Origin of the sequence: Klenkia terrae, from assembly GCF_900491935.1 — a bacterium.
Lineage (GTDB): Bacteria > Actinomycetota > Actinomycetes > Mycobacteriales > Geodermatophilaceae > Klenkia > Klenkia terrae.
Window position 1 is genome coordinate 278,117 of the sequence record NZ_UEXK01000004.1, and the last position, 16,890, is coordinate 295,006.

Here is a 16,890-nt window from a genome sequence, read left to right on the forward strand (position 1 = left end):
TTAGGAGGTGATGTCCTTCGTCGTGAAGTTCGCCCACGCCGCACCCAGCAGCACGACCACGTAGACCGCCTGAAGCCCCAGCCCGCGGGCCACGTTGCGCCACTGGATCGGGTCGCGGAAGAAGTCCACGAAGCTCAGCCAGTACCGGGTGGGCAGGTAGGGCGCGATGTCCGAGGCGGCGTCCAGGGTGAACAGCAGCGAGGAGCCGATCAGCACCGCCAGCGCACCGAGGGTGGCCAGCTGCGGGGAGTCGGTGAGCGTGGAGAAGAACATCGCGAACGCCGCGACGCCCAGCATGGAGATGGTCACGTAGCCGATCGACAGCAGCGTCCGGCCGGCCACCTGCTCGGGGGTCAGCGAGGTGCCCGAGACCGCGGTGGTCGCGCCGAGGGACTGAACCTCGAACAGCGCCGTGCCCACCACGTAGCCGACGGCCGCCACGATCACCACCGTGACCAGCACGAACACCACGATCGCGACCAGCTTGGCCACCAGCAGCCGGGTGCGCCCGGCCGGGCGGGCGAGCAGGTAGCGCAGCGTCCCGCCCTGCGCCTCGCCGGCGACGGAGTCCCCGGCGACGACCGCGACGGCGATCGGCAGGAACAGCGGCAGCACGATCGCCAGCGCGGCCAGCGGGAACAGCGTCCCGTTGGTGAGGACGGCGGACAGGAACGCCGGGCCCTCCCCCGGGCGCGGCGCCAGGTCGGTGACCTTGAGCAGCACCGCGACCAGCACCGGCAGGCTGTTGAGCAGCGCGATGGTGATCCAGGTGCGGGGCCGGCGGAACAGCTTGCGGAGCTCGACGGCGATCACGCGGCCACCCGGTCCCCGGAGCCGGTCGCCGCGGCGAGCACGACCTCCTCCAACGTCGGTCGCTGCAGCACCAGCCCGGTCACCGGGACCCCGGCCCCGACCAGCGCGGTGTTGACCTCGGCGGGGTCGCTGCCCCGCACCACCAGCCGCTCCCCGTCCGAGGTGAGCACCCGGTCGCCCAGCACCCGGGCGGCCTGCGCCGGGTCCGTGGTCGTGACGACGGTGGCGCCGGTGGGTGCGGTCAGCGTGGCCAGGTCGTCCTGCAGCACCATCCGGCCGCGGTCGAGCACGCCGACCCGGGTGGCCAGCTGCTCGATCTCGGCCAGCAGGTGGCTGGAGACGAAGATCGTCGTCCCGGTGCGGTGCAGGTCAAGCAGCAGCAGGCGGATCTCGTGGATGCCCTGCGGGTCCAGCCCGTTGGTCGGCTCGTCCAGGACGAGCAGGTCCGGACGGCGCAGCAGCGCCCCGGCCAGCCCCAGCCGCTGCCGCATGCCCAGCGAGTAGCCCCGGACGGCGCGCTTGCCCCCCCCGCCGAGCCCGACCTGCTCGAGCACCTCGGCGATCCGGGCCTTCCGGGTGCGGCGGGACCCACCCGGGCCGGCGGCGTCCAGCAGCGAGAGGTTGGCGGTGCCGGACAGGGGCCCGTAGGCGGCCGGGCCCTCGATCAGGGCGCCCACCCCCGGCAGCACCTCCCGGGCCGCCTTCGGGATCGGCCGGCCGAGCACCTCCACGGTGCCGGCGGTGGGCAGCACGAGCCCGAGCAGCATCCGCACCGTGGTGGTCTTGCCCGACCCGTTGGCGCCGAGGAAGCCGTAGATGTCCCCGGCCCGCACGTCCAGGTCGATGCCGTCCACCGCCCGCACGGCGCCGTAGGCCTTGCGCAACCCGTGGGTGGCGATGACGGTGCCGCTCATCGGTCGGTCTCCTGGATCTGCTGCGCGGCGGTGGCCAGCGCGTCGAGGGTGACGGTGCCGGCGAGCAGGTAGGTGCCGCTGCCGCCGTCCCGGGTGCTGGTGCCGGCGACCATCAGCGACAGCGGGCCGGCCGCGATGCGCACCCCGAGGTCGTCGACGACGGCGCCGGGGGTGGCCGCGAGCTGGCTGCGCAGCGAGCCGGCCGCCCGGCCGGGCAGGGCGCTGACGGCCAGCACGGTGATGCCCGAGCCGTAGGCGCCGATCTGGTCGGGGACGCCCTCGACGGTGCGCCGGTCCAGGCCGGCCAGGGTCGCGGGCAGGTCGGCCCGCTCCTGCCGGCCCAGGTCGACGTCGGTCAGGTCGCGGTCGGTGGTGACGTCGGCGTCCGGCGGCGGGTCGAACGCGGTGGTGGCGGCGTCCGGCGTGGCCAGGTCGAGGTCGAGGAAGCGGGTGTCCAGCGCCGGGATCGAGGTGTCCGCGCTGCGTACCACGACCCTCAACGGCAGCCCGGTGGTCGGGTCGGCCCAGATGTCCACCGCGGAGACCGAGGCCGCCTCGGCCGCCGGGGTGTAGCGCAGCCCGACCGCGTCCACGCCGGCCACCCGGGCCGGGTCGATCCGGGTCAGCTCGGCGTCGGTGGCCTCGCTGAGCAGCCGTCGGCCCAGCGCGCTGGGCAGCAGGTCGGGTGCGGCCGGCAGCGCCAGCGGCGGGGCGTCGCCGCGGCTGGCCCGCTGGTCGGCGTAGTCCCAGGTCCAGGTGCCGGCGGCGTCGCGGTGCGTGCCGGTCTCGCCGGTGGTGGTGACGACGTCCACCCGCCAGTCCTCGGCGCCGCGGTACCAGGCGCGCAGCGAGGTCTGGTCCGACAGCAGGTCGGCCACCCCGGTGAGCGCGTCGGACACCGGGAGGGTGAGCCCGCCGGTGGAGACGGCGTAGCCGGAGAAGGCGACGTCGTCGCTGGCCAGCACCCGGTCGCGCAGGTCGGTCGCTGCGACCGACGCGTCGTCGGCCGGCAGCGCCTCGAAGACGGCGGGCAGGGCGACCAGGACGGCCAGCCCGAGGGCCACCACGGCCCAGCGCCATCCCCGTCGGACCATGGCCCCACCGTACGACGGGACGACGGGGTGCTGCCGCTTTCAAGCAGTTCGCACATCGTCCCCACAGGTCACCGCGCCAGGAACAGCTCCAGCGCCTCGACGGCCAGCGCGTGGTCCTCGGCCTGCGGCAACCCGGAGACGGTCAGGGTGCCGACCACCCCCGCGCCGGCCACGGTGATCGGGAAGGCCCCGCCGTGCCCGGCCATCCGGGTGGCGTCGATCCAGGGCGCGTCCTCGAACGCCTCGCCCCGCGCCCGGGCCTGCAGCCCGGCCAGGAACGAGCTGGTGCCGAGCTCGCGGACGGTGGCCACCTTGCGGGCGATCCAGACGTCGTTGTGCGCGGCCGTGCCGGCCAGCGCGGAGTGGAACAGCTGCTGCTGGCCCCGGGTGATGTCGACGGTGACCGACAACCCGCGGTCCCGGGCCAGGCCGACCACCAGCGATCCCAGCGCCCAGGCGTCGTCGTGGGTGAAGTGCTCGAGCACGAGCCGGCGCTCCTGGTCCTGCACGGCGGCGATCAGGTCGGCGATGTCCTCGGGTGCGTCGGTCACCGGGCGATCGTCGCAGAGCGGGCCGGTCCGGTGGCCGCTAGCGTCGGTGGCCGTGGCGCCCCCCATCACCGACGCCGTCGTCGTCGACGTCCTCCGCCGGGTCGACCGCCTGTGGGCCCCGGTGGTGGCCCGGCTGGACCGGCCGCCGGCGCTGCCCGAGGCGCAGCGCGCGGAGTGGTGGGCCGAGAACGTCTCCCGGGTGGTCGCCGTGGCCTCGGCCGCGCCCCGGTTCGCCGGCAAGCTGGCCGACCTGCTGCCGCTGCAGAACACGGTGGGTGCCGCCGTCCAGTCCCTCGTCGTGCTGGGGGTGGCCGCCGAGCACGGGACCACCGACCCGGCGGCGCGGGTCGCGCTGCTGGCCCGGGTGCTGCTGGACCGGCCGCTCACCGCCGAGCAGGTGGAGCCGCTGCTGGTGCGCCGGCGCGGCGCCTACGCCGATGACGTGCTCGGTGCCGTGGAGCGGAGGCAAGGTGCCGCCGGGATCACCCGCACGCTGTGGCGGGTGGCCCGGCTGCTGGCCCGGATCGACGACGCCCTGGACGCCCGGCCCAAGGGCGGGCTCGGCGCCCGCGCACTGTCCAACCTGCCGGTCGTCGGCGTGGTCGGCGGCTACCGGGCCGAGCGCGTCGGCCTCCGCCGCGCGGCCCAGCAGGCCTATACGGCGTTGACCGGGACCAGGCGGGAGTAGACCTCACGGGTCGCCGTGGAGCGGTTCATGGTGATGAAGTGGATGCCGGGCACGCCCTCGGCCAGCAGCTGCGCGCACATGTCGGTGGCCACGTCCACGCCCAGGGCCCGCTGCACCGCGGCCGGCTGGTCGGCCACCGCGTCGAACCGCTCGGCCAGCTCCCCCGGGAACGCCTGGCCCGACAGCTGCACGATGCGGGCGATCTGCTTGGCGCTGGTCACCGGCATCACCCCGGCCAGCACGGGGACGTCGCAGCCGCGGGCGGCCACCCGGTCACGCAGCCGGAGGTAGTCGTCGACCCGGAAGAACATCTGGGTGATCGCGAAGTCCGCGCCGGCCCGGCACTTGGCCACGAACATGTCCACGTCGGTGTCCGGGTCCGGCGAGCGCGGGTGCGACTCGGGGAAGGCCGCGACCCCGACGCCGAAGTCGCCCATGGACTTGACCAGCTCGACGAGCTCCGCGGCGTACTGCAGCCCGTCGGGGTGGGCCACCCAGTCCGCCTGCGGGTCGGCGCCCGGCGGGTCGCCGCGCAGCGCCATGACGTTGCGCACCCCGGCCGCGGCCAACCGGCTCACCACGTTGCGCAGCTCGGCGACCGAGTGGTCCACCGCGGTCAGGTGCGCCAGCGGCAGCATCGTGGTGTCGGTGGCGATCTGCTCGGTCACCGCGAGGGTGCCCTCGCGGGTCGAGCCGCCGGCCCCGTAGGTCACGGACACGAACGAGGGCGCCAGCCGCTCGAGCTCGCGCAGCGTCGTCCACAGCTGGGCCGCGCCGGCCTCGTCCTTGGGCGGGAAGAACTCGAACGACCAGGTCGGTCGGCCCTCGTCGATCAGGTCGCGCACGGTGCCGGTCACACCTGGACAGGGTACGGGGGCGCACGCCGCACCCCGGAGCGGACGGCGAGTGGATCACGATGAGTGCCGACCGCCCGGACCGGTCATACTCGTACGGTGACTGCAGGCACCCGGGCGAACGGATCGACCAGCGCAAACGGCGCTGACCAGCACGCGGCGGCCGCTGCGGCGGACCTCGCGCGGGTCCGCGCGGCCGTCAGCGAGGCCCTGGACGCGTTCCTGCTGGAGAAGCGGGCCGTGCTCGCGGCGATGGACGCCCAGCTGGTCCCGGTCATCGAGGAGGTCGCCGCGGTCGCCGAGGGCGGCAAGCGGCTGCGGCCGGCGTTCGCCTACTGGGGCTGGCGCGGGGTGGCCACGGCGCACACCGAGGACGACGCCGCGGTGCTGCGGGCGGTGGCCGCGCTGGAGTTCGTGCACGGCAGCGCCCTGGTGCACGACGACGTCATGGACGCCGCGACCACCCGCCGCGGCCGGCCGGCCACCCACATCGGCTTCGCCGACCGGCACACCGCCGCCGGGCTGGAGGGCAGCCCCGAGCTGTTCGGCACCGGCGCCGCGATCCTGGTCGGCGACCTGGCCCTGGTCTGGTCCGACGAGCTGCTGCGCCGCTCGGGCATCTCCGCCGAGGCGCTGGCCCGGGCCCGCCCGGTCTGGGACAGCATGCGCACCGAGGTCACCGCCGGCCAGTACCTGGACCTGCTGCGCGCCGCCGGCGGCCTGCCCGGCCCCGAGGGGGCGCTCAAGGTGGCCCGCTACAAGAGCGCCGGCTACACCGTCCAGCGCCCGCTGCACCTGGGCGCGGCGATCGCCGACGCCGGCCCCGAGGTCACCGACGCCTACACCGCCGTCGCGCTGCCGCTGGGCGAGGCCTTCCAGCTCCGCGACGACGTCCTCGGTGTGTTCGGCGACCCCGCCGTCACCGGCAAGTCCGCCGACGAGGACCTGCGCGAGGGCAAGCAGACCCTGTTGGTGGCGCTCACCGCCACCGGCACCGACGACGCCGGCCGGGCCCTGCTGCGCAGCGTGCTCGGCGACCCGGCCGCCGGGGCGCCCGAGCTGGACTCGATCCGCGACCTGATGCGCAGCACCGGCGCGCTGCAGCAGGTGGAGGACCGCATCACCACCCAGACCACCGCCGCCCGCGAGGCGATCGCCGAGGCCCCGGTGCTCGACGAGGCCCGGGCCGCCCTGGACGCCCTGGCCGTCGCGGCCACGAGCCGCACCACGTGAGGACCGTCCCCGGACGCACCGACCGCGTCGTCGTGGTCGGTGCCGGTCTCGCCGGCCTGTCCGCGGCCCTCCGGCTGCGCGGTGCCGGCCGCGAGGTCACCGTCGTCGAGCGCGGCCCGCAGCCCGGCGGGCGCGCCGGCCGGGTCGAGCACGCCGGCTACGCGCTGGACACCGGCCCGTCGGTGCTGACCGCCCCCGGCCTGATCCGGGACGCGCTGGCCTGCGTCGGCGAGACGCTGGAGGACCGGCTCGAGCTGCTCCCCCTGGAGACCACCTACCGCGCGCAGTACGCCGACGGGTCCACCCTCGACGTGCACGCCGACCCCGAGGCGTTCGCCGCCGAGGCCGAGCGGGTCTGCGGACCGGGCTCCGGCGCGGAGGTCCGCGCCTACCTGCAGCACATCCGGGACCTGGACCGGCTGCAGTGGGACGTCTTCATCGACCGCAACCTGGACTCCCCGCTGGACCTGGTCGGCCGGCCGATGGTCGAGCTGGCCCGCAAGGGCGGCTTCGGCCGGCTGGCCCCGCACGTGGACAAGCGGCTCACCGACGAGCGGCTCCGCCGGCTGTTCAGCTTCCAGGCCCTCTACGCCGGGGTGTCCCCGTTCACCGCGATCGCCGCCTACGCGGTCATCGCCGAGCTCGACATCGGCAAGGGCGTCTGGCACCCGGTCGGCGGCATCCACGCCGTCCCGGCCGCCCTGGCCGCCGCCGCGGCCGCGGCCGGCGTCGTGTTCCGGTACGACACCACGGTCGCCTCGCTGGACATCCGCGGCGGTCGCGCCGTCGGCGTCCGGCTCGAGGACGGCGAGCTGCTGCCCGCCGACGCCGTCGTGGTGACCGTGGACCGCCCCGACACCCTGGTGCCCCGCCGGGCCCGGAAGGTGAAGCCGGTCTACTCCCCCAGCTGCGTGGCCATCCACGTCGGCGTCCGGCAGGAGTTCGCCGACCGCGCGCACCACACGATCAGCTTCGGCGCGTCCTGGCGGGAGGTCTTCACCGAGCTGACGCAGACCGGCCGGCCCATGAGCGACCCCAGCCTGCTGATCTCGATGCCCAGCAAGACCGACCGGACGCTGGCCCCCGAGGGCGGCCAGGTCATCAGCATCGTGGCGCCCACCCCGAACCAGGACCGGCACTCCGGCGGCAACCCCGACATCGACTGGGCGGCGCTGGGTCCGCGGTACCGCGACGAGGTGCTGCAGACCATGGAGGCCCGCGGCTGGACCGGGCTGACCGGCTCCATCGAGGTCGAGGAGATGCTCACCCCGCAGGACTGGGCCGACCAGGGCATGGCCGCGGGCACCCCGTTCGCCCTCGCGCACACCTTCGCCCAGACCGGCCCGTTCCGGCCCTCGACCTACCCCCGCGGCGGGCTGGAGAACGTGGTGCTGGCCGGCTCGTCCGTGCAGCCCGGCGTCGGCGTGCCGATGGTGCTGGTCAGCGGTCGGCTGGCCGCCGAGCGGATCACCGGGAAGGTCCCCGCGTGACCTCGCTGCAGACGAAGCAGGCGCAGCTGGACGAGGCCTACCGGGTCTGCCGGGGCATCGCCGCCGAGCACGGCAAGTCCTACTTCCTGGCCACCCGACTGCTCACCCCCGACCGGCGGCCGGCGATCCACGCGCTCTACGCCGCCGCCCGGGTCGCCGACGACATCGTGGACGTCGGTGCCGACCTGCCCGGCCGCGACCCCGACGGCGAGCTGCTGGCCTGGTCCAAGGCCGCGCTGGAGGAGGTCGAGGCTGGCTGGTCCGACGACCCGGTCCGGCTGGCCCTGGTGCACACCGTGCGCCGCTACGACATCCCGCTCGAGCACTTCGTGGACTTCCTGGCCGCGATGACCAGCGACCTCGACGTCACCGGGTACGCCGACCTGGCCGCCCTCGACCGGTACATGTGGGGCTCGGCGTCGGTGATCGGCCTGCAGGTCCTGCCCGTGCTGGGCACCGCGCGCGGGGTCAGCCGCGAGGAGGCCGCCCCGCACGCGATCGCGCTGGGCGAGGCGTTCCAGCTGACCAACTTCCTGCGCGACGTCGCCGAGGACGTCGACCGCGGCCGGGTCTACCTGCCTGAGGACATGATGGCCGCGCACGGCGTCACCCGGGAGCAGCTGGCCGCCCGCGAGCACACCCCCGGCTTCACCGCCCTGATGCGGGACATGGTCGACGTCGTCCGCCGGCGCTACGACGACGCCGCCCCCGGGACGGCGATGCTGGCCCCGGAGTCGCGGGACTGCGTGCGCGCGGCCACCGACCTGTACGGCGGCATCCTGCGGGAGATCGAGCGTGCCGGGTACCGGGTGCTCGACGGCCGGGTCCGGGTGTCCAGGCCGCGGCGTCTGGCCGTGTTCGCCCGCCGGTTGACCGCCGCCCAGGTGGCCCGGGCACGGGTCGGCCTCGCCCGCTCGGGCGGCTAGCCCGACCCGGCCGGGCGCCGGGTCAGAAGGCCAGTGCCTGGGCCCGGCGGGTGACCTCGGTGTGCCGGTCGTCGCGCAGCGCCTGCACCGGGGTGCCCGGCAGCGACTCGTCCTCCCGGAACAGCCAGTCCCACGCCTCCTGCTCGGAGAACCCGCTGTCGCCCAGCAGGGTCAGCAGGCCCGGCAGGTGCCGCAGCACCTCGCCGTCCTGGATGACGTCGACCGGGATCTTGCTGCGCCCGCTGCCCGGCAGCGCGAGGAGCCTGCCGTCGTTCACCAGCTGCCGGACCCGGTTCGGCGACACGCCGATGAGCTTGGCGACCTCTTGGGGGGTGTAGAACTCCACGCCCATGAGCTTAGGTCGGTCCCGTGACCAGCCTGACCCAGCGCCTCCGCGGACCCGACGAGGACCCCCAGCCCGACGACCCGGACCGCGAACCGCCCTACCTGGACCTCGACCGGCTCGAGGCCCGGGCACGGGAGACGCTGGAGGCCTCGGTCTACGACTACTACGCCGGCGGGGCCGAGAGCGAGACCTCGCTGACCGAGGCGCCGCAGGCCTGGCGGTCCTGGCGGCTGCGGCCCCGGGTGCTGCGCGGCACGACGGCCGACCTGGCCACCACGCTGCTGGGCAGCCCGGTGGCCACCCCGCTCGGCGTCGCCCCGTGGGCCTACCAGGGCATGGCCCACCCCGACGGCGAGCTGGCCACCCGGCGGGGCGCGGCCGAGGTCGGCGCCCTGATGACGGTGTCCACCAGCGCGAACCACACCGTCGAGGAGGTGGCCGCGGCAGCGCCGGCGTCCCCGGCCTGGTTCCAGCTGTACCGGCAGCACTCCCCCGAGCACACCGCCGACCTCGCCCGCCGGGCCGGCGACGCCGGCTACCGCGCCCTGGTGCTCACCGTCGACCTGCCGGTGCTGGGCCGCCGGCGCCGTGACCTGCGCCGGGACTTCGCCCTCCCGGCCGGCCTGCGGATGGCCAACCACCCCGCGCCCGACGACCGGCCGCCGCTGTCGGCGAACGCCCACCCCAGCTGGACCTTCGACGACGTCGGGCGGTACGCCGAGCTCAGCGGGCTGCCGGTGGTCGTCAAGGGCGTGCTGCGCGGGGACGACGCGGTGGCCTGCGTCCGGGCCGGCGCCTCGGCCGTCTGGGTGTCCACCCACGGCGGCCGGCAGGTCGACCTGGTGGTGCCCAGCGCCCACGCGCTGCCCGAGGTCGTCGACGCCGTGCGCGGGGAGACCGCCCCCGACGGGTCCGACGTCGAGGTCTACGTGGACGGCGGGGTCCGGGCCGGCTCCGACGCCCTCGTCGCCCTCGCGCTGGGCGCCCGGGCCCTGGGCGCCCGCGCGGTCTTCCTGGGCCGGCCGGTCGTCTGGGGCCTGGCCACCGGGGGCGCCGACGGGGTCGCCGGCGTGCTGGCCGGCCTGTCGGCGGAGCTGGCGCACGCCATGACGCTGTGCGGGGTCGCCGGGCCGGCCGACGCCACCCAGGACCTCGTCGTCCGGGCCGGCTGGCTCCCCCGCTGAGGTGCGCGCCGACGTGACGGGGTCCGCGACGGGTGACGCAGGCCCCCGCGTCGCTGGGCCTGGGTGCTGGCCCTCGCTCGTATGCTCGCACCCGTGGACACGACCGTGACCGACCCCGTGCTGGGGCTGGTCCTGGAGGGGCGCTACCGCCTCGAGGAGCGCATCGCGCGCGGCGGCATGTCCACCGTCTACTCCGCCACCGACCTCCGGCTGCACCGCGAGGTGGCGGTCAAGGTGATGGTCGAGCACCTCGCGCACGACCCGGCCTTCGTCGACCGCTTCATCCGCGAGGCCCGCGCCGCGGCCATGCTCAGCCACCCCAACGTGGTCGGCGTCAGCGACCAGGGCAGCGACCAGGGCCTGGTCTACCTGGTCATGGAGCTGGTCCGCGGCCGCACGCTGCGCGACCTGCTGCAGGCCCGCGGCCGGCTGACCGTGGGCGAGGCCTTCGCCGTCCTGGAGCCGGTGCTGTCCGGGCTGACCGCCGCGCACCGGGCCGGGATCGTGCACCGCGACATCAAGCCCGAGAACGTGCTGATCTCCACGTCCGGCCAGGTCAAGGTGGCCGACTTCGGGCTGGCGCGAGCCGTGGCCGGCACCGGGCACACCAGCCACACCGGCGGCGTGCTCATCGGCACGGTGGCCTACCTGTCCCCCGAGCAGCTCGAGCGCGGCCGCTCCGACGCCCGCTCCGACGTCTACGCCGCCGGGGTCGTGCTCTACGAGCTGCTCACCGGCCACCCGCCCTACGCCGGGGACACCCCGTTGGCGGTGGCCTACCAGCACGTGCACCACGACGTGCCCGCCCCGTCGCTGGAGACGCCGTCGGTGCCCTGGCAGGTCGACGAGCTCGTCGGGCGCACCACCCGGCGCGACCCCGGTGCCCGACCGCTGGACGCCGGCGCCTTCCTCGCCGAGATCGAAGACCTCCGCCGCGACCTCGGCCTGGGCCGCACCCCGGTGCCGACCGGCCGGGCCAGCACGACCACCACCACGATCCGCCCGGTCAACCGGGCGACCGCGGCCCGCGCCGGCGACGACCCGCGCACCGAGGTCATCTCCGCCGCCCGCGCCTCCGGGCGGACCGCGATGGTCCCGATGCCGCCCACCGGCGCCGTCGGCGGCCGTCGTCCCCCGCACCCGACCACCCCGCGCCCGCTGCCGCGGGTGGGGGTGTCCGACCACATCCGGCGCCGGCGGATCCGCTTCGGCGTCACCATCGTGCTGCTGCTGGCCGTCACCGTCGGCGCGGTCGGCTGGTGGCTGGGCTCCGGGCGGTGGACCGACGTACCCGCCGTGTCCGGCCAGGGCCAGCAGCAGGCCATCGGCTTCCTGCAGGAGGCCGGGCTGGACCCGGTGGTCACCGAGGTGTTCAGCGAGGACGTCGCCGCCGGCACCGTCATCTCCGCCGACCCCGCCGACGGCGCGCGGATCATCATCGGCAGCGACGTGCAGCTCAGCGTCTCCAAGGGCCCCGAGCGGTTCACCGTGGACGGCGGCCTGCTCGGCCAGCCCGCCGACGACGTCCAGGCCACGATCGAGGGGCTGGGCGCCGACCTGCAGGTCACCCGGACCACCGGCCGCAGCGACGACGTCGCCGCCGGCGCGGTGATGGCCCTGGACCCCGCCCCGGGCACCGAGCTGCGCCGCGGCGACACCGTCACCCTGCAGGTCTCCGAGGGACCGGCCACCGCCGCCGTCCCCGACCTGGTCGGCAGCGACCCCGACGACGCCGAGGCCACCCTGGCCGCGCTGGGCTTCGAGGTCGAGCGCACCGAGGGCCGCAGCGACGCCGTGTCCGCCGGCCAGGTGGCCGCGGTGTCCCCGGACGGCACCGAGACCTTCGGCGCCACGATCACCCTGACCGTGTCGGTCGGCCCGGTGCAGGTCAGCGTGCCCAACGTGGTCGGCCAGTCCAAGGACGCCGCCGTCGCCGCGCTGGAGGCGGTGGGGCTCGAGGCCTCGGTCACCCAGTTCTTCGGCGACACCGTGCTGCGGCAGACCCCCGCGGCCGGCGAGGTCGTCGACCCCGGCACCTCGGTGACCATCCTGGTGACCTTCGGGTGATCCCCCCGTCGGGGCGCACGTGTCGGTCAAGGGCGGGTTGGCCACCGGCGGCCTGGCCTACGCCGACGCGGTCGGTGCGCAGGCGGTCCAGGTCTTCGTGGGCAACCCGCGCGGCTGGCGGCGCTCGGCCGGTGACCCGCAGCAGGACGCCGCGTTCACCGCCGGCTGCGCCGAGCGCGGGATCCCCTCGTTCATCCACACCCCGTTCCTGGTCAACGTCGGTTCGCCGTCCGCGGCCACCGTCGAGGCCTCGGTGGCCACGGTCGCCGCCGACCTGGCCCGCGGCGTCGCGCTCGGCTGCGCCGGCGTCGTCGTGCACGCCGGGTCCTCGGTGGGCGAGGACCGCTACGAGGCCGCGCTGGCCCAGCTGCACGACCGGCTGCTGCCGGTGCTCGACGGCCTGCCCGACGACGGTCCCTGGCTGCTGGTCGAGCCCACCGCGGGCGGCGGCCGGGCGCTGGCGGCCACCGTGCAGGACCTGGGCCCCTACTTCGCCGCCCTGGAGCACCACCCGCGGCTGGGCGTGTGCCTGGACACCTGCCACGCCTGGGCCGCCGGCCACGACCTGGCCACCCCGGGCGGGACGGCGGCCACCCTGGACGCGCTGGAGGCCGCCGTCGGGCCGGGCCGGCTCGGGCTGGTGCACGCCAACGACTCACTCGACGGCTGCGGCTCGCTGCGCGACCGGCACGCCACCATCGGCGCCGGGCAGATCGGGGTGGCCGCCTTCGCCGAGCTGCTGGCCCACCCGACGGTCGCCGGCGTCCCCGTCGTGGTGGAGACGCCGATGGCCGGCGAGACCGGCCCGTGGGACGGGCACGCCCGCGACATCGCGCTGCTCCGCGAGCTGCGCGACCGCGTCGCCGTCTGACCCTGCGGGGTCAGAGCAGCGGGGCGAGGACCTCCACGGCGCGGTCGATGCCGGCGTCGTCGACGTCGAGGTGGGTCAGCAGCCGGACCTTGGTCGCCGACACCTGGCTGATCAGCACGCCCTGGCCCTTGGCGGCCTCGGCCAGCATCGGGGCCGCGACGCCGTCGAGCACGACCATGTTGGTGTGCACCGTCGCCGGGTCCACGCCGAGCCGCTGCGCCAGGGACCGGGCCCGCGCGTGGTCCTCGGCGAGCCGGTCGACGTGGTGGTCCAGGGCGTAGTGACCGGCCGCGGCCAGCACGCCGACCTGGCGCATCCCGCCGCCCAGCCGCTTGCGCCACAGCCGGGCCTCGGCGATCCGGTCGGCCGAGGCCACCAGCACCGAGCCGATCGGCGCGCCCAGGCCCTTGGACAGGCAGACCGAGGCGGTGTCGGCCAGCCGGCCGTAGGTCGACAGCGGCACGCCGGAGGCGACCGCGGCGTTCCAGATGCGGGCGCCGTCCAGGTGCACCGCGACACCGGCGTCCCGGGACCAGGCGTACAGCTTCTCCAGCTGCGCCAGCGGCTGGACCAGCCCGCCGGCCCGGTTGTGCGTGTTCTCCACCGCGATCGCCGCGGTCGGCGTCAGGTGCCAGTTGCCGAAGGGCCGGACCTGCTCGATGAGCTGGTCGGCGTCCAGCACGCCGCCGGTGGAGACCACCGTGCGGGTGGACAGGCCGAAGATCGCCGCCGCGGCACCCATCTCGTAGGTGACCACATGCGCCTCGGCGTCCCCGAGCACCTCCTGGCCGGGCTGGCAGACCAGCCGCATGCCGATCTGGTTGCCCATCGTCCCCGAGGGCACGAAGACCGCGGCCTCGTGGCCGAACAGGTCGGCGACCCGCTCCTCCAGCGAGTTGACCAGCGGGTCCTCGGAGTAGACGTCGTCGCCGACCTCGGCGTCGGCCATCGCTGCCCGCATCCCGGCCGTCGGCTTCGTGACGGTGTCCGACCGCAGGTCGACCATGCCGCTGTCCTCAGCCACGGAGCATCTCCGCCACGAGGAAGGCCAGCTCCAGGCTCTGCCCGGTGTTCAGGCGGGGGTCGCAGGCGGTCTCGTACCGGCTGCTGAGGTCCTCGTCGCTGATCTCCATGGCGCCGCCCAGGCACTCGGTGACGTCCTCGCCGGTCAGCTCCACGTGGATGCCGCCGGGCCAGGTGCCCAGCGAGCGGTGCACGTCGAAGAAGCCGAGCACCTCGTCGACCACCCGGTCGAAGTGCCGGGTCTTGTAGCCCGACGGCGACTCGTGGGTGTTGCCGTGCATCGGGTCGCACTGCCACACGACCTGGTGGCCGCTGGCGGTGACCTTCTCCACGATCCCCGGCAGGACGTCGCGGATCTTGCCGTTGCCCATCCGGCTGATCAGCGTCAGCTTGCCGGGCAGGCCGTCGGGGTCCAGCCGCTCGACCAGCTCGACGGCTTGCTCGGGCGTCGTGGTCGGGCCGATCTTGACCCCCACCGGGTTGGCCAGGTTGGCGGCGAACTCGATGTGCGCGCCGTCCATCTGGCGGGTCCGCTCGCCGACCCACACGAAGTGCGCGCTCAGCGCGTAGGGGCGGCCCTCGTGCATCCGCATCAGGGCGCGCTCGTAGTCCAGGATCAGCGCCTCGTGGCTGTTGAACAGCTCCACGCTGCGCAGCGCGGAGTCGTCGACCCCGCAGGCCCGCATGAAGCCCAGCGCCCGGTCGATCTCCTGGGCGATGACCTCGTACCGCACCCCGGCCGGGGAGGAGGCCACGAAGTCCTGGTTCCAGTGGTGCACGGCGTGCAGGTCGGCCAGCCCGCCGCGGGCGTAGGCCCGGATCATGTTCATCGCGGCGGCCGAGTTGGCGTAGGCGCGGACCAGCCGGTTGGGGTCCGGGATGCGCTGCACCGGGTCGGGGTCGAAGGAGTTGACCATGTCGCCGCGGTAGGAGGGCAGGCCCAGCGCGTCGATGTTGGAGCTGCGTGGCTTGGCGTACTGGCCGGCGACCCGGCCCACCTTGACCACCGGGACGCTGGCGCCGTAGGTGAGGACGACGGCCATCTGCAGCAGCGTGCGGGTGGTGGCCTGCAGGTGCGGCTCGGTGTTGAGGTCGAAGGTCTCCGCGCAGTCCCCGCCCTGCAGCAGGAAGGCCTTGCCCTGCGCCACGTCGGCGAGCTGGGCGCGCAGCGCGTCCACCTCGCTGGGCGCCACGATCGGCGGCACGGTGGACAGCGTCGCCAGGACGGCGTCCAGGGCGGCCCGGTCGGGCCACTCCGGCTGCTGGGCGGCAGGGAGGTCGCGCCACCTGTCCAGGCCCGGGACCAGCTCGGCAGGTTCGGTCAGACTCACGGTGGAAGGGTACGGCGGGCCGGGGACACCCCGGTCCGGAGCCCTGTGCACCGACGCACGCCCGGCCCGATGGAGAGGAACCCATGACCCGCCTGATCACCGTCACCGGTGCGACCGGAGCGCTCGGGGGCCGGGTCGCCCGGCTGCTGGCCGCCGGCGCCGCCGACCACGGCGCCGCCCTGCGCCTGGTGGTGCGCGACGCCGCCCGCGCCCCGCAGCTGCCCGGCGCCGAGGTCGTCGCACACCCCGGCGGCTACGCCGACGAGGCCGGGCTGACCACCGCCCTGGCCGGGACGAACACGCTGTTCCTGGTCAGCGCGGCCGAGGCCGAGGACCGCACCGAGCAGCACCTGGCCGCCGTCCGGGCCGCGGTGGCCGCCGGGGTGGACCGGATCGTCTACACCTCGTTCCTCGGCTCCGAGGTGGGCGCGACCTTCACCCTCACCGCCACGCACGCGGCCACCGAGGCCGCGCTCGGGGACACCGGTCTGCGGACGACGGTGCTGCGCAACTCGATGTACGCCGACTTCGTGCCGTTCTTCGCCACCCCCACCGACGACGGCGGTGCGGTGATCGCGGCACCGGCCGGGGACGGGGCGGCGTCCTTCGTCTCCCGCGACGACGCCGCGGAGGTGGCCGCCACCGTCCTGCTGCGCGACCACCCCAGCACCGACGGCCGGGTGCTGGACGTGACCGGCCCGGAGGCGCTGACGCTGGCCGAGGCGGCCGCCGTGCTCACCGACGTGACCGGCCGCCCGGTGCGCTACGAGGCGCAGACGGTGGAGCAGGCCTGGGCCACCCGCCGGCCCAGCGGCGCCCCGGACTGGGAGGTCGAGGGCTGGGTGACCAGCTACACCGCGATCGCCGCCGGCGAGATGGCCGTGGTCAGCGATGTGGTGCGGGCGTACACCGGCCACCCGGCCACGTCGGTCCGCGAGCACCTGCAGCGGCACCCCGAGGACTGGGCGGCCCTGCGCCCCTGACCTCCGGGATGGGGCTAACGGCGGGCCTGCACCGCTTGCCAGACCGCGAGCCCGTGCCGGGCGTCCACGAGCGCGTCGTGGGCGTCCGGCGACTTGGGCGGCAGCGGCGGTGACCCGGCGTCCTCCCAGAGCTGCTTGAGCTCGTGGGTGAACCGCGGCACCTTGCGCGGCAGCGCCGGCATCGCGCCCCACAGCTGGCACAGCACGACGTGGTCGTAGGCGGCGATCCAGGCCCACAGCTGGACCTCCTCACCGGGGCCGGTGAGGAAGTCCAGCAGGGAGTCGCGGATCTGCGCCCGGGTGCGCCAGGCCCTGTCGGCCGGGGACGGCAGCTTCTCCAGCACGTTCTTGCGCACCCACGGGATGGCGCGGGTCGGGTCGAACTCGGTGGAGACGGCGTAGAACTCGCGACCGGTCTCGTCGACCACCCCGATGGACACCAGGTCGATCGTGGTGCCGTCCTCGATGAACTCGGTGTCGTAGAAGTAGCGCCGCACCCGGCAACCCTAGGCGGGCGCCGGG

The 16,890-nt window shown here is 75.4% G+C and carries 17 protein-coding genes; 8 read left to right on the forward strand and 9 right to left on the reverse strand.

The genetic code is table 11. The features are described from left to right. From LFA75_RS01555 to LFA75_RS01570, 4 genes are all read right to left on the reverse strand, one after another. Complete coding sequence (locus tag LFA75_RS01555) at positions 1–813, reverse strand: ABC transporter permease (protein ID WP_225232019.1); 813 nt, start codon at positions 811–813, stop codon at positions 1–3. Beyond that, positions 810–1,727 (reverse strand): ABC transporter ATP-binding protein, encoded by a 918-nt coding sequence (locus tag LFA75_RS01560; RefSeq protein WP_225232020.1) that lies wholly within the window; start codon positions 1,725–1,727, stop codon positions 810–812. Before LFA75_RS01560 ends, LFA75_RS01555 begins: the two co-directional genes overlap by 4 nt. After that, a complete protein-coding gene (locus LFA75_RS01565; protein WP_225232021.1) occupies positions 1,724–2,821 on the reverse strand; it encodes a transcriptional regulator in 1,098 nt (365 codons plus the stop codon). Before LFA75_RS01565 ends, LFA75_RS01560 begins: the two co-directional genes overlap by 4 nt. Positions 2,822–2,889: 68 nt before the next feature. After that, positions 2,890–3,372, reverse strand: a complete 483-nt coding sequence (locus tag LFA75_RS01570) for a heme-degrading domain-containing protein (protein WP_225232022.1) — start codon at positions 3,370–3,372, stop codon at positions 2,890–2,892. A gap of 52 nt (positions 3,373–3,424) precedes the next feature. On the opposite strand from LFA75_RS01570, the gene LFA75_RS01575 reads away from it, so the two are divergent. Beyond that, positions 3,425–4,060 carry a hypothetical protein gene (locus tag LFA75_RS01575; protein ID WP_225232023.1) on the forward strand — a complete coding sequence of 212 codons (636 nt, stop codon included), beginning with the start codon at positions 3,425–3,427 and terminating at the stop codon, positions 4,058–4,060. On the opposite strand, the gene metF is transcribed toward LFA75_RS01575, so the two are convergent. Beyond that, the gene (gene metF / locus LFA75_RS01580; RefSeq protein WP_225232024.1) at positions 4,027–4,917 is read right to left on the reverse strand and encodes a methylenetetrahydrofolate reductase [NAD(P)H]; all 891 of its coding nucleotides are present in this window, start codon (positions 4,915–4,917) and stop codon (positions 4,027–4,029) included. The two genes, LFA75_RS01575 and metF, sit on opposite strands and share 34 nt — an antisense overlap. 96 nt (positions 4,918–5,013) lie before the next feature. Here metF and LFA75_RS01585 point away from each other — a divergent pair, with 96 nt between their 5' ends. Genes LFA75_RS01585 through LFA75_RS01595 form a run of 3 tightly spaced genes read left to right on the forward strand, consistent with a single transcriptional unit; the run spans position 5,014 to position 8,563 of the window. Then, a complete protein-coding gene (locus LFA75_RS01585) occupies positions 5,014–6,147 on the forward strand; it encodes a polyprenyl synthetase family protein (protein WP_225232025.1) in 1,134 nt (377 codons plus the stop codon). Next, a complete protein-coding gene (gene crtI / locus LFA75_RS01590) occupies positions 6,144–7,637 on the forward strand; it encodes a phytoene desaturase family protein (RefSeq protein WP_225232026.1) in 1,494 nt (497 codons plus the stop codon). Before LFA75_RS01585 ends, crtI begins: the two co-directional genes overlap by 4 nt. After that, a complete protein-coding gene (locus LFA75_RS01595) occupies positions 7,634–8,563 on the forward strand; it encodes a phytoene/squalene synthase family protein (RefSeq protein ID WP_225232027.1) in 930 nt (309 codons plus the stop codon). The genes crtI and LFA75_RS01595 overlap by 4 nt, the downstream gene beginning before the upstream one ends. Before the next feature lie 22 nt (positions 8,564–8,585). Here the strand turns inward: LFA75_RS01595 and LFA75_RS01600 are convergent, their stop codons facing one another. Then, positions 8,586–8,909 carry an Rv2175c family DNA-binding protein gene (locus LFA75_RS01600; protein ID WP_225232028.1) on the reverse strand — a complete coding sequence of 108 codons (324 nt, stop codon included), beginning with the start codon at positions 8,907–8,909 and terminating at the stop codon, positions 8,586–8,588. Positions 8,910–8,932: 23 nt separating this feature from the next. On the opposite strand from LFA75_RS01600, the gene LFA75_RS01605 reads away from it, so the two are divergent. The 3 genes from LFA75_RS01605 to LFA75_RS01615 all read left to right on the forward strand — a co-directional run bounded on the left by LFA75_RS01605 (position 8,933) and on the right by LFA75_RS01615 (position 13,031). Beyond that, on the forward strand, positions 8,933–10,093 hold the full coding sequence (locus tag LFA75_RS01605) for an alpha-hydroxy acid oxidase (RefSeq protein ID WP_225232029.1): 1,161 nt from the start codon (positions 8,933–8,935) through the stop codon (positions 10,091–10,093). Positions 10,094–10,186: 93 nt separating this feature from the next. Beyond that, positions 10,187–12,160, forward strand: coding sequence for a Stk1 family PASTA domain-containing Ser/Thr kinase (gene pknB, locus LFA75_RS01610; protein ID WP_225232030.1), 1,974 nt, complete (start codon positions 10,187–10,189; stop codon positions 12,158–12,160). 19 nt (positions 12,161–12,179) lie between these two features. Continuing rightward, positions 12,180–13,031: a deoxyribonuclease IV gene (locus LFA75_RS01615; protein ID WP_225232031.1), complete on the forward strand. Its 852-nt coding sequence runs from the start codon at positions 12,180–12,182 to the stop codon at positions 13,029–13,031. Positions 13,032–13,041: 10 nt separating this feature from the next. Here LFA75_RS01615 and LFA75_RS01620 read toward each other — a convergent pair whose 3' ends face one another. Both LFA75_RS01620 and LFA75_RS01625 read right to left on the reverse strand, forming a co-directional pair. Beyond that, positions 13,042–14,055 (reverse strand): threonine aldolase family protein, encoded by a 1,014-nt coding sequence (locus tag LFA75_RS01620; RefSeq protein WP_225232032.1) that lies wholly within the window; start codon positions 14,053–14,055, stop codon positions 13,042–13,044. Continuing rightward, positions 14,048–15,385, reverse strand: coding sequence for a class II 3-deoxy-7-phosphoheptulonate synthase (locus LFA75_RS01625; protein ID WP_225232033.1), 1,338 nt, complete (start codon positions 15,383–15,385; stop codon positions 14,048–14,050). The genes LFA75_RS01620 and LFA75_RS01625 overlap by 8 nt, the downstream gene beginning before the upstream one ends. 83 nt (positions 15,386–15,468) lie before the next feature. Here LFA75_RS01625 and LFA75_RS01630 point away from each other — a divergent pair, with 83 nt between their 5' ends. Then, positions 15,469–16,368, forward strand: coding sequence for an NmrA family NAD(P)-binding protein (locus tag LFA75_RS01630; protein WP_225232034.1), 900 nt, complete (start codon positions 15,469–15,471; stop codon positions 16,366–16,368). 14 nt (positions 16,369–16,382) lie between these two features. Here LFA75_RS01630 and LFA75_RS01635 read toward each other — a convergent pair whose 3' ends face one another. Continuing rightward, on the reverse strand, positions 16,383–16,865 hold the full coding sequence (locus tag LFA75_RS01635; protein WP_225232035.1) for a polyadenylate-specific 3'-exoribonuclease AS: 483 nt from the start codon (positions 16,863–16,865) through the stop codon (positions 16,383–16,385). Positions 16,866–16,890: the final 25 nt, after the last annotated feature.